At 50.1% G+C, this 12,549-nt stretch carries 10 protein-coding genes and 2 pseudogenes; 10 read left to right on the top strand and 2 right to left on the bottom strand.

Annotation, left to right across the window (positions count from 1 at the left end):
- Positions 1-345: 345 nt before the first annotated feature.
- On the bottom strand, positions 346-1,641 hold the full coding sequence (locus GSO_RS03040; RefSeq protein ID WP_010488821.1) for a replication-associated recombination protein A: 1,296 nt from the start codon (positions 1,639-1,641) through the stop codon (positions 346-348).
- Positions 1,642-1,880: 239 nt separating this feature from the next.
- Between GSO_RS03040 and GSO_RS03035 the strand changes: the two genes are divergently transcribed.
- The gene (locus tag GSO_RS03035; RefSeq protein WP_029345507.1) at positions 1,881-3,845 is read left to right on the top strand and encodes a hypothetical protein; all 1,965 of its coding nucleotides are present in this window, start codon (positions 1,881-1,883) and stop codon (positions 3,843-3,845) included.
- Between the two features lie 122 nt (positions 3,846-3,967).
- Here GSO_RS03035 and GSO_RS03030 read toward each other — a convergent pair whose 3' ends face one another.
- A complete protein-coding gene (locus tag GSO_RS03030; protein ID WP_010488817.1) occupies positions 3,968-4,414 on the bottom strand; it encodes a YueI family protein in 447 nt (148 codons plus the stop codon).
- Between the two features lie 122 nt (positions 4,415-4,536).
- On the opposite strand from GSO_RS03030, the gene GSO_RS03025 reads away from it, so the two are divergent.
- The 9 genes and pseudogenes from GSO_RS03025 to GSO_RS02980 all read left to right on the top strand — a co-directional run bounded on the left by GSO_RS03025 (position 4,537) and on the right by GSO_RS02980 (position 12,503).
- Positions 4,537-5,154, top strand: coding sequence for a DUF1054 family protein (locus tag GSO_RS03025; protein WP_010488815.1), 618 nt, complete (start codon positions 4,537-4,539; stop codon positions 5,152-5,154).
- Between the two features lie 166 nt (positions 5,155-5,320).
- Positions 5,321-5,986, top strand: a complete 666-nt coding sequence (gene sdaAB / locus GSO_RS03020; RefSeq protein ID WP_010488813.1) for an L-serine ammonia-lyase, iron-sulfur-dependent subunit beta — start codon at positions 5,321-5,323, stop codon at positions 5,984-5,986.
- A 46-nt stretch (positions 5,987-6,032) separates the two neighbouring features.
- Positions 6,033-6,902 carry an L-serine ammonia-lyase, iron-sulfur-dependent, subunit alpha gene (gene sdaAA / locus GSO_RS03015; RefSeq protein WP_010488811.1) on the top strand — a complete coding sequence of 290 codons (870 nt, stop codon included), beginning with the start codon at positions 6,033-6,035 and terminating at the stop codon, positions 6,900-6,902.
- A 93-nt stretch (positions 6,903-6,995) separates the two neighbouring features.
- A pseudogene (locus tag GSO_RS15470) lies at positions 6,996-7,681 on the top strand (histidine phosphatase family protein).
- Between the two features lie 163 nt (positions 7,682-7,844).
- Positions 7,845-8,675 (top strand): annotated as a pseudogene (gene msrA / locus GSO_RS15465) (peptide-methionine (S)-S-oxide reductase MsrA).
- 26 nt (positions 8,676-8,701) lie between these two features.
- Positions 8,702-9,637: an SDR family NAD(P)-dependent oxidoreductase gene (locus tag GSO_RS03000; RefSeq protein WP_010488809.1), complete on the top strand. Its 936-nt coding sequence runs from the start codon at positions 8,702-8,704 to the stop codon at positions 9,635-9,637.
- A 231-nt stretch (positions 9,638-9,868) separates the two neighbouring features.
- A complete protein-coding gene (gene pnuC, locus GSO_RS02995; RefSeq protein ID WP_010488807.1) occupies positions 9,869-10,600 on the top strand; it encodes a nicotinamide riboside transporter PnuC in 732 nt (243 codons plus the stop codon).
- Positions 10,601-10,679: 79 nt separating this feature from the next.
- Positions 10,680-11,408, top strand: a complete 729-nt coding sequence (locus tag GSO_RS02990; protein WP_010488805.1) for a deoxynucleoside kinase — start codon at positions 10,680-10,682, stop codon at positions 11,406-11,408.
- Between the two features lie 282 nt (positions 11,409-11,690).
- Positions 11,691-12,503 carry a PHP domain-containing protein gene (locus GSO_RS02980; protein WP_010488803.1) on the top strand — a complete coding sequence of 271 codons (813 nt, stop codon included), beginning with the start codon at positions 11,691-11,693 and terminating at the stop codon, positions 12,501-12,503.
- Positions 12,504-12,549 lie beyond the last annotated feature (46 nt).

Here is a 12,549-nt window from a genome sequence, read left to right as displayed (position 1 = left end):
AACGAGGGGGGGGGGGTGCAGCGCCGGCACTTGTCTCAGCCGTCCTGCCATTTTGGGCATGAAAAAAGCCGGCACAGAGCCGGCCAAAAACATGATTGGTTTTTTGTGAAAGACTAATTGGTGCCGTTTTCTTCCCGGATCGTTGAAACCCGCTGCTAGCTATGTGGGTCCAGACGTCGTAGACATTAGCCGCTAAGTGAAATAGCAGCACCGTCTATGGCTCTTCCGGTCCCAAGGTCTCGATACTGTTCGGTCAACTGATAGTTAAGGAAGCGCGAACACCTTAGAACTTTCACCGTTATAGTAGCACGAGAAGCCGCGTAGGTGCAAGCGGAAACGCTTTCGTTACTTTTTCTTCAACTTTTCGGCATCGTGCTGCCAGTCTTCAAGTTGTTGCTGACGCTGCGCCAGCGCGGCTTCATAACGTCCGGTGGTTTTAGGATGGTAGTATTGTTGATGCTTAAGATTATCTGGCAAATATTGCTGTGCTACCCAGCCATTAGGATAATTGTGCGGCAACTTGTAGCCTTGGCCGTGTCCCAGTTGCTTGGCGCCGCGGTAATGGGCATCGCGCAGATCATCGGGAATCTGGCCGGCGTGGCCGCTTTCGACATCGGCCAGGTCCGCGTCAATCGCCTTGATGCCCGAATTACTTTTCGGTGCAAGGCAAAGATCGATCACGGCATCGGCGAGGGGAATGCGACCTTCAGGAAGCCCCAAGCGTTCGGCACTTTGAATCGCTGTTAGCGTGCGGCTGGCGGTTGCCGGATTGGCTAGGCCGATGTCTTCATAAGCGATCACCAACAACCGGCGTGTAATACTGTTCAAGTCGCCAATTGCAATTAATTGGGCGAGGTAGTGCAAGGCGGCGTTCACGTCAGAGCCCCTAATGGATTTTTGAAATGCCGAAATAATGTCGTAATGGGCATCGCCATTGACATCTCCGGCTAACGAAGGCTTTTGCAGGCTTTGTTGAATGGTCGTCAAGTCGATGGTGATGGTGCCATCCTTATCTGTGGGGGTGGATAAAACGGCAAGTTCAAGGCCGTTGAGTGCAGCCCGTAAATCGCCGTTTGTTGCATGGGTGAGGTAGTCACGCGCTTTTGGTTGTAAATCAACCTGATACTTGCCTAGACCGCGTTTTTCGTCTGTCAGTGCGCGATCAATGGCGGTGCTGATATCATCAGGAGTCAGTGGTTTGACTTGGAAAATCTGGGTGCGACTGCGAATGGCTGGTTGGATATTCATATAGGGATTTTCAGTAGTGGCCCCGATTAAGATAATCCGGCCGCTTTCCAGTAACGGCAGCAAAAAGTCCTGTTTGGTTTTATCCAGTCGATGGATTTCGTCTAGCAGCAAAATCACCGTGCCACTCATTTTGGCTTCTTCCGCGACAATCTGCAGATCTTTTTTGGTGTCGGTGGCAGCGTTTAAAATACGAAAAGCATATTTCGTACTGCCGGCAATGGCGCTGGCGATGCTGGTTTTCCCAGTGCCGGGCGGGCCATAGAGAATCATGGAACTTAAGCGGTGGGCACTGACCATGCGGCGGATAATTCTTCCCGGACCGACAAGATCCTGTTGGCCGACGACTTCATCTAAATTTTGTGGGCGCATGCGGTAAGCAAGCGGTTGTTGCAAAGGAATTCCTCCTCGTAAAAGTTGCGTGTATCAGTTAAATTTGTCTTAATTAAGGTGTCAAGAAATGCAAAGGAAGCTTAGCAAGACGGGAAGCAGTTTTTCTCAACGGGGCGGTTGGCTTCTAAACACACCGCGCCGGTTCGAAACGCGCTCACACTCCGATTTCTAACCGCTCCTGTTCGCGCTCTTGTCTTCAGCGTGTTACTCTAACTCTAAATCATCAACTAAAGGAATGACACATTGTGAATCATTATTGGCAACTGATTCAAAAACAGCATTTATCTGATTTGGCATTGCAGACCCGGATTGGCGTTGTGCGGACGGTGAAGCCGGAATTACCGGAAGGCGCGCAGTTGGCTGCCTGGTCCCAATTAAGTCGGCATGCATTGGTTCAGCCATTGTCGGCCTTGACTTTACAGGTGGTAACACCATTGCTGGACGATTTTGCCGGTGTGATTGCTGAATTACGTGCGGGGCTTAGTCGCATTTGGGCAAATTTGCCTGAAGGCGGGCGTCTGCCGGTTTTTTCCGAAGAGCACGTGAATCAGCAAGTCGTTCGCATCGTTTTGCCGGAAACGTTGTTTGAACGCTTATATACTGCAGAAAACTTTCAGGGGCAGGGTCCGGATTATGTGACCTATCGCAATGAAGTTTACGACTTGGTTGCGAATGGTCTGATGCGCCAGTTGCCTTTACTGACGAATTTATTTGCTGCAACGCCCCTGTCCGGTCACCAAGCATTTTGGCCATCATCGGATCAGGAGCGCCAGCTGGTTCAAAAGGTGACCGATCCGGATCATCTGGATCGAACGCTGGCCTTGGATGTCATGGTCGAACTTGATCCTTATACAGCTAGCGGCATAACGCCTCAAATGCTGACTTTTTTGCGGGATAGTTGCTGGTTTGTGTTGAGTCAGCCAGCGATTCCGGTCGCGGTGGCCAGCGAGGTGCGTCGTCACGATCTGGAAGAAGCACGGAAAATTGCTGCAATGGCGCCGGCAACGCCGGTTAAGGAGCTGACAGCGACCATGGATGCCATGGCCACGTGGTTGAATCATATGGGAATGACAGCGCAACAAAAGCAGGCATTTGAGCTGATGCAGACCCGTTTGATGAAACCGGAGACGACGGTTGCCGGTCAGGTTGCGGCCGCTTTTGGCGATAAAAATGCCGCGGCCAAATCGTTAAGTGAGGAAGCCCGCGCGGATTTGGTGGGGACGGATGGGTTACCGGGCATGGTCGACTTGTCAGGTAATACGCAGGCCTTGGTGCAGGCCGCCATTGACGGTGGTTATCAATTTACGCTATTGGATCGGCAGCAGGGGCTGGTGCAAATTGCAACAGATACGCAAACACAAGTGATTGTCAACGGCACTATTACCAAATACACGCCGGGCAATGCGTTGATGATTGCAACGCACCGGCATGCCGCGAAAAAATTACTTGCTGCGGCTGGCATACCGGTTGCCCGCGGTGCGAAGTTCACCCGGTGGCCAGATGCCAAGTCAGCGTTTGAGCGAAGTTTTGCACACAAAAGTATTGTGGTTAAACCGGAAGCGCGCAGCCAAGGCGTTGCGGTGGAACAGTTTGCGGTTCCGCCGACTGAAAAACAGTTTGCCCGCGCTTTTCATGAAGCCAACCGCTATCATGGCGTCTTAATTGAGATGATGGCGCGTGGAACGACTTACCATTTTACCATTGTCAATCAGCAGGTTCTCAGTGTTTTGGAAACCGCGGCGGCAAATGTGGTGGGTGACGGCCGCAAAGCCATTAAAGAGTTGGTGGCACTGAAAAATGGAACCCGACCGACTGCCCGTCAATTGCAACTCGATGCCGCTGCTTTGCGTCAATTGAAGTTGCAATCGGTAACCCCGGAGATCGTTTTGCGTCGTGGTCAGCAGATTTTTCTGGCGACTGCAGCGCATCCGCAAACCGGTGGTGATCTTTATGATGTCACGGATGAGATTGACGCAAGTTATAAAAAGCTGGCTGTGGACGCCGCGTCAGCCCTTGATTTGACGGTGGCCGCGGTCGATATCGTGATTGATAATCTGTATGCTGCGTATGATCCGGATGTGGCAGGACAGGCGGTGGTGATCAGCGTCAATCCGGCGCCAGACCTAACCTCACCGCAACAGCCGGATATGGGCACACCGCGGTTTATTGCGCCGAAACTGTTGAGTTGGTTATTTGCTGAAAAGTAATTGATGTCATAAAAAGTTCTGCTCCTCCAGCTAAACAAAAGTACTCCCGGAAACGTGCGCGTTTCTGAGAGTACTTGCTTTTATATTTTTTATTGATGTGAACCAGTTCACTGATTTTTTGCTTACAGATGCTTGAACAAATCGAAGCCGCGTTTTTTGGGTTTGGTTTTGTCTTGATCCTGATCCAGTGGTGGCAGGTCAATCGTGTTTTGGTTGATGGCTTTGTCTGAAACAATCAGCAGGCCAGCAGCTTTGTCATCGGTTTGGGCGGTTTCATTTGCCACCAGGGTAAACGGAATGTTGGCGTCGGTGAGCAATTTCATGTAAGGACCCGTGACGGCGTTGTCGAGTTTACCGTTCAACAAGGCCTTGTAGCCGTGGTCATGGAAATCTTTTAGCAGCGGTGCTAGTTGTTTCTGGCGATCGGGATCTGCCAACTCCTGATTAGAAAGGCGCAGGGCCACTCTTTCGCGTAAAGAGCCCATAAACCGCCGCCGCTCATCGGGGTTGGTCTGCGGGGGACCGTAAAGTGCACTATTCAGATGTTCCTGCATGTTATCGTCTGACATGATTGATGCGTCCTCCTTCAATTGATTTATCTGTGAAGCAGTGATGATCTATTCACTAATCACCGCCACTTCATGTGTCTCATTGTAACATGATCTTTTGTAAAGAAAGGGATGAGAGGCCGGTGTTTACCCAAGCAGATTTCGAGGCTTTTGCAGCGCCAACACTAGAGGCGCGGATGGCCTTAATTCGCGCGCGGCTAGATCCAAAGTTTGCCGAGGCCGCCAAGACAATTGTGCCTTTGTTGCAAACGTCTAGTCACCCGATTTTTGCCCACATTGCCAAACACCAGCGTCGCCATAAGAATCCGCCGCCTAACACATGGGTTGCCTTTTCCACGAGTCAGCGCGGCTATAAAATGTTACCGCACCTAGAATTGGGCTTTTGGGATGATCGCCTGTTTTTGTGGCTCGCCTGTTTGCGTGAAAGTAAGGCGATACCGCAGCTGTTGGCAGGCGTGGAGCCGATGATCGAAAAGCTCTCCGGGCAGTGGTTGATGGCCGATGACCATACTAACAAGGCTACGGTTACGTTAAACCCACCCGCGTTGAAGCAGAAAATCACGCGGTTTGATACGATCAAAAATGCCGAATTTCTTATCGGCCAGGTGTATTTAGCCGAGGATCCTATTTGGACAAACCCGGATGGCTTGTGGGAAGAGATTCAGCGGCGCGTCACACTACTGGCACCGATATTGAATCAGCTCGTGCAAAACGTGGCGGCTTATCAGGCGAAAAAGTGATGAACAGACTGTCAATTAGCCGCGAGGAAGAAATAGAGCATAAGCTTTTAAAACCAAGCATACCGAAGTTCAGGGTGGTAAAATCACATTGAATAGGAACTCATGTTGTTTTTAAATGTCAGCCTGCATCGAGCGACTGGTAACACCCGCAAATAAGGAGAAAGCCATGCCAGATATTCGGTTTCACAGTGTCTTTGATATTATTGGCCCCGTCATGGTCGGGCCGAGCAGTTCCCATACTGCCGGGGCGGCACGTATAGGCAAAGTCGTACGTGATATTTTTGGCGAAAAACCGGAAGTCATCACGATTTACCTGTATGAATCGTTTGCCAAAACCTATCGTGGTCACGGAACCGATGTGGCACTGGTTGCCGGGCTATTGGGAATGGCGCCTGATGATCCGCGGCTGCCAGAATCTCTGAAGTTGGCATACGACCAGGGGATCAAAGTCAGTTTTGTGCCGAAAAGTGATAAGGTCGACCATCCTAACACGGCTCATATCGTCTTGCAAGCGGGTGATCATCGACTGGCGGTGACCGGCGTTTCGATTGGCGGCGGTAATATTCAGATCACGGAGATTAACGGCTTCAAGATTTCGTTGAGTATGGGCCAGCCGACTTATATCACGATTCACGATGATATTCCGGGGATGATTGCGCGGGTGACCAGTATTTTTTCCGATGCAGGTATTAATATCGGCACGATGACCGTCACACGAACGTCCAAGGGCCAACAAGCCATTATGATTATTGAGGCTGACGATTATCAAGCTGATATTCTGGCAAAGTTGAAGTTGTTACCACATATGCGCAATGTGACGTATTTCGAATAAGCTGGTCGCAAAGTTTGCCACGGGTTAGCTGATAAAGGAGTCAATTATGTTTTATACCGTCAAAGAGCTTGTTGAGCAAAGTCATGCGTTTCCTTCTGTTGCGGCGCTAATGGTGCACACGGAAGTTGAAAATTCGACGCGAACTGAAGAACAGGTCCGCCATTTAATGAGCCGAAATCTTGAAGTCATGGAGCGATCGGTGAAGGAAGGTATTGCCGGCGTTAAAAGTGTCACCGGTCTGACCGGTGGCGAGGCGAAGAAACTAAATACCTATATTAACGACCAGCAATTTATGAGCGGCCAGCCGATTATGGAAGCAGTGCGTAATGCGATTGCGGTGAATGAAGTCAATGCCAAAATGGGACTCATCTGCGCAACGCCGACTGCTGGTTCGGCAGGCGTTTTGGCCGGGGTCTTATTGGCGATGCGCGATCGGCTGCATTTGAGTCACGATCAGCAGCTGGATTTTCTTTTCACAGCTGGCGCGTTTGGCTTGGTGATTGCCAATAATGCTGGGATTGCCGGTGCGGAAGGCGGCTGTCAGGAAGAAGTCGGTTCGGCCAGCGCAATGGCTGCGGCGGCGTTGGTGACGGCTAATGGTGGCACGGCCGAGCAAGCGGCTACGGCTGTTGCGATCACCTTGCAAAATATGATGGGCTTGGTGTGCGATCCGGTTGCCGGTTTGGTGGAAGTGCCGTGTGTGAAACGGAATGCGCTGGGTGCCAGTCAGGCTATGATTTCCGCTGATATGGCGCTTGCTGGTTGTATCAGTGTGATTCCGGCTGATGAAGTCATCGAAGCCGTGAATCGTGTGGGGATGCAATTGCCGGCTACGTTGCGGGAAACCGGTGAAGGCGGTTTGGCGACCACGCCAACCGGCTTGCGGCTGAAGAAGAAGATTTTTGGCAAAGCGTGAGTGTCGAGGATAACCGATTGAAGCATTTGGCGAAAGACAGCTATGATTCACTGTGGATGTCGGTGAATGGCACGTTTTGAAAGGGAGCAAACTGTGATTAATTTATACTTAGTCCGACACGGAGAAACTGCAGGTAATGTTCGCCAGTTGATTCAAGGTGTGACTAATTCGCGCCTGGATGCCCATGGGCGTAAACAGGCATTTGCTCTGGGGTTGGGCTTAAAAGCAAGTGGCTTGAAGTTTGATCGGGTCGTGTCCAGCGACCTCATTCGCGCTCAGGAAACGGCGCAGCAGATTCTTTTGGGGATGGATGAAAAACAGCCAATTGAGACCAATAGCGGCTTACGCGAGGAAATGACGGTATTTTTGAAGGTCGTGAACTCAAAGACGTTTCACAGGAGGTCTTTGGCGTCCCGGATTACCATCAACTCGTAACAAGTGGCAAGGTACCGCTTGAGACGATTCCTGATCGCTTACATGCCGCCGATGTGACCGATCAGGCGGAAAACACCCAACAAATTGTTTCGCGCTATGATTTGGCATTGCGCCGGATTGTTGCCGCAGCAGAAGCCGCTCATGAGACGAGCGTTCTGGTCGTCAGCCACGGTACCGCCAGTTTGTTGTGGCTGCTGGCACATGGCGCTGACTTACCAAATCGCACCGAACTCACAAATGCCAGCGTCAGCAAGGTCACGTACCAAAACGGCCGCTTCAAAGTGGACTGGCTGGATAACACAACGTTTCGGGATCAGGGGTTACAGGAAGCTTGGTCACAATGACGGAATTTCAGAAACGCAGTCTGCTTGTGCATGTAAGCAGGCTTTTTTCATTTTCGAACTAATCCCGCTGATCAGGATTTAAAAAAGATTGTGCACTATCTAAAAACAATCAGCACGCGTATACTAATGGTGAATCAATCACTGGAGGCGATGTGCGATGAAGATGGCGCCGGAAGTCTACCTTGCAAAGTTAACGAATTTATTGCTGGCACCGAGGACGAGGGCCTTCGAGCGTGAGCAATTGCTGCGGGCAAAGCAGCAAGTTGAAGCAGGGCAAACCGTCGGGGCGAGTTAGGATCAGCTAAAAGCCAGTTTGCGGCCGCTTGCGATCCGCGATAACCTAACGCCGGATTTGGCCGATTTTTATCGAACCCAAACCGGGGATGCTGAAGCGGCAAGCGAAACTGACGTGAGTGCGCATTTTCAGCGGGATCTTGCTTATCAGGATCGGGCAATCTTTGCGGGCGGCTGTTTTTGGTGCATGGTGGAACCGTTTGTCGATAGGCCAGGTGTTGAATCGGTTGTTTCCGGCTATACCGGCGGCCATATCGATCACCCGACTTATGAGCAAGTGATCAGCGACACCACCGGCCATGTTGAAGCCGTTGAAATTATTTTCGATACCCGGAAAATGTCGTATCGACAACTTGTCGACCTTTACTTTCAACTGACGGATCCGACCGACGCCCTGGGCCAGTTTCAGGATCGAGGCGGTCATTATCGGCCGGTGATTTTCGTGCGCAATGATGACCAGCGCCTGATTGCCGAAGAAGCGAAGACTAAACTGGCAGCCTCGGGTCGTTATTTGCGCCCGATTGTGACAGCTATCGAGCCGGCTGCAACATTTTGGTTGGCGGAAAACTATCATCAGGACTTTTACAAAAAGAACCCGAAACGGTATCGAATGGTTGAAAAGACCCGCCAGCAGTTTCTGAAGTTTCAGCATGCACAAGGTGATTTAAGGATGCTGTTGAAAAGGCGAAAGCGGACTTAAAATAGTCACTGACGGAGGTGACACAGATGCAGGCGCCTAAACGACATTGGACGGAACGCGACATGCCAGATCTTACTGGCCGATATGCAGTAGTCACTGGCGGCACCAGCGGCGTTGGTTTTGCCATGAGTGCGGCATTACTGCGACATGGCGCAACTGTGATCATTATTGGGAAAAATCGGCTTAAAGGGAAGACAGCGGTTGAAACGTTGAAGCAGCAAACTCAGCGGCAACTGATCCGTTTCATCGCGGCTGACCTGAGTGATCAAACTGCTGTGAATCAGTTGGCGGATGAGCTTTTGGCAACCTTGCCGCACTTGGATATTTTAATCAATAATGCCGGCGTCATGATGCCAGCTAAGCGCACGGTCACACGTGATGGGGTTGAATTAATGTGGGCGGTTAATTACTTCGCTGGGTTTATGCTCACTTTGCGGCTAAGCTCATTGTTAGAAAAAGCGCCGAATGCCCGGGTGGTGAACGTTGCTTCAATTGCCATGGGGCGACCGCATTTAACCTTTAATCAATTTGATGGGCGTGATTACCGCCCGTGGACGTTTTACGCCAACTCCAAATTAGCCCAGGCGATGATGGCGGTGAAACTCAATCAACTGTTCCATGAGGCGGGACAATCGGTCATGGTCAATGGTTCGAGCCCAGGCTTGGCGGCGACCAGTCTTAAAACGATTCAGTCATGGGCAACAGCTTGGCCAATGCGGTTGGCAGCATTGAGTTTTCGCATCATGCCGTGGCTGCGTCAGTCGCCTCAACGAGCAGCATTGCCTGCGCTTTACGCCGCAACGGATGCCCATGCACAAGGCGGTGTCGTGTATGCGCCGGCTTCATGGCATGGGTTGCGCGGTTATCCGGGGCTATGGAGCTGGAACGGTCGGCCCGAATTGCATGATCAGGACTTATTAAATCGGCTGTATCGTGCATCGCGGCAAGTTACCGGCGTTTGAGGCAGGACATTTTCCTGGCGTGATCAAAACACCAAATGTATTCTCGGCTTCCTGAAAAGCCGAGTTAATCACGATGGAAACGGTTTTATACATGTAGCACATGTTGTGGTAGACGTTACTATTACCACCAATATGTTGTATATGCAAGACTTACATTTCAAAAAATCTTGCGGCATAATAAAGACGTTCGTTATCATACGACGAAATTCAAGCTTAAAGGGGTCTTATTTCGTGCAAACGTCTGGGAATTATTTTAGTTGGTTGCTGCATCAGTTAAAGGGATGGCCGCAACAAAATTATTATTTGTTTTGGTTTGCTTTTGGCTGTCAGCTCATGACGCTGGTGGATGCCAAAATAACGGCAGTGACGGTGATTACATTCATCGGGACGACACTTGGCGTTCTTTGTGTTTTGGCCATCAACGCGACCAAAGCCGTTAATGGCTGGCTTGGTTTGTTGAGTGCCGCGTGCTTTATTTTTGTCGGATTCACCGCCCGCAATTATCTTTCGATGTTTGAACAGGTTGCGTATGTCATCACCCTTGATTTGCCGGTGTTGATCAGTGTGCGGACCTGGAATGACGATACTAAGAATCATCTGAAGACCTTCAACTTGCAAAAGTGGGTGCTCTCGATTGGGTTTACGTTGGTTGTCTGGGCTGTCAGTGCTTACTTAATCGGCCAGTACACCAATGATCCGCGGCCGATTTACGATGGCATGGCGTTCGCAATTTCGTTGACAGGCGGCATTGTTTGCTTCTTGCGTTACAACAATCAGTACTTCTGGTGGTTATTCAGCGGCATTGCACAGCTGATTTTGTGGGCGGTCACGTTCGCGCAAGGTGATGCCAGCCTGGCGATGGCCATCAATTCCAGTATTTACGTCATCAACGATATTCTTGCTTTCACGGTCAGCCCATGGTTCAATCGCGGCCGCAAGCAACTTGGCTTAAAGGCACTTTAAGTGGTGTTTTGAGGGCCATTGTGGTAATGTTTTGATTTGTTGTGATCATTTTAATTCGGATAATTGAGGAGCGAGATTCGTGATCTACATTCTGGGTAGTATTGGTGCAGGAAAAACTTCGTTGACAAAAGTTTTGTCGAAAGATATGGAAGCCCCTGCGTATTATGAAGATGTTGAAGGCAACGGCATGATTGCCAATATGTTGCAGAAATTTTATGGCGCCGGGGCGGACAGTCGCAAGCGCACAGGTGCCATGTTGCAGATTGCTTTTCTAACCTTCCGTTATCAGCAATTAAAAAAAGCCGTTACCCAGGAAAATGCCATTATGGATTCGTCGCTTGAGTCCGACTTTGTGATGGCATCACAGTTACATAAGCATGGTGAAATCGATGATGTCGATTTCAATGTTTATGTCACGCTGTCGCAGGAGATGCAAAGCAACGTCAACGGCAGTCCGTGGAATGGTTTACCGGACCTGGCAGTTTATCTGAAAATCGATCCGGACCACGAGCTTGATGAGATCCAAAATCGCGGGCGGGATATGGAAGACATTCGCCAAAAGCCGGAGTTAGTGGATTATTATCGGCGGGTGAACACCGCGTATCAAGAATGGGCTAAAGGCTACACCCGATCGTCCATGATTACGGTGGATCGCGATCGTTACGATTTCATTCATTCCGCGACTGACCGCGCCACGGTGCTTGATCAAATCGAAACCAAGTTAGTTGATTTGGGTAAGCTATCACCAAAAGAATTCGACGCCTTACAAGCTAAGCACGCAGTTGGTCCTATTTCAAAATTTGCTTGATTAATTTTGGCTTCGTCAGTTGTAACGTTAAAAATGGTCTTCGGTAAACTGGCTCGATTTCGGGTAGGTTGCTGAAGACCATTTTTTGTATCGCTGGTTTGTATACGGCTTTGGAGGACTTGAGTGAAGATGCTCAAGCTTTTGCTAGAACTTGCCCGCCGATTGTTGCCAGTTACCGTTGTTGCGCAGCTTTTATGCTATGCTTAATGAAGCGATGACATTAAATCAAACGGAGCGTCATTGTCTGCACAGCGTGACTTTTTTTGGAGGAGGCAATTAATTGTGGCGATTTACGATCAACACATGCACACTTTATACTCATTTGACTCTGAAGCCCAATTGCGCGATTATCTGGCGCAAACCAAGGCGCCAGTTGTGACCACCGAACACTTGGAATTCGATAATCCTGACGATGGCGGTCGCGATGATCTACCGGATTATGCCGGGATGGTACGGACTCAAGCAGCCCTTGCCACGAATTATCATAATGAGTTGCTGCTGGGTATTGAGGCCGGCTATTTTGCCCCAGCCGAACCGCGACTGCGCGACTATTTGGCGCATCATGACTTTGATCTTACGTTGTTGAGCTTTCATCATGATGGCAAACATGATTATTTGGACACGCAAATCGCAACACTACCACCCAAGCAAGTGCTGACGGACTATTTTTCACGCATGTTAACTGGTATCCAACGCTTTCATGATGCTGATGTGTTGGCGCATTTTGACTATGGCGTGCGGCAGTTTGAAATAACTCCGGAGCAGTTAGAAGCGTGGGGAAAAGCGGCGCTTGATCAGATTTTTGCCATTGCCGTGGATCATGACCTAGCGTTAGAACTAAACACCAAGTCCATGTATAAGTGGCATAATGCGACTTTGTATGATCTGGCCATCACTTGGTATCAAGCGGCAGGTGGACATTTGTTTACAATCGGCAGTGATGCGCATGAAGGTCCGCACTATGAGGCTAATTTTGCGCAGGCGTTGGCCATGCTCAAACGTCATGGCGTCAAAGAGATCGCCACTTATCGCCATCACAAGCGAACCATGGTGCCTATCGAACCGCCAGTGATTGACGCAGATAATGCGTATTAATCCAAAAATGGAAACACTAAAAAGCCGGCTCGCGCATCGGAGTCGG

The sequence above is a fragment of the Lacticaseibacillus zeae DSM 20178 = KCTC 3804 genome, assembly GCF_000260435.1.
GTDB lineage: Bacteria > Bacillota > Bacilli > Lactobacillales > Lactobacillaceae > Lacticaseibacillus > Lacticaseibacillus zeae.
The sequence above is the reverse complement of the archived record's forward strand: the minus strand, read 5'-3'. Positions and strand labels throughout refer to the sequence as shown.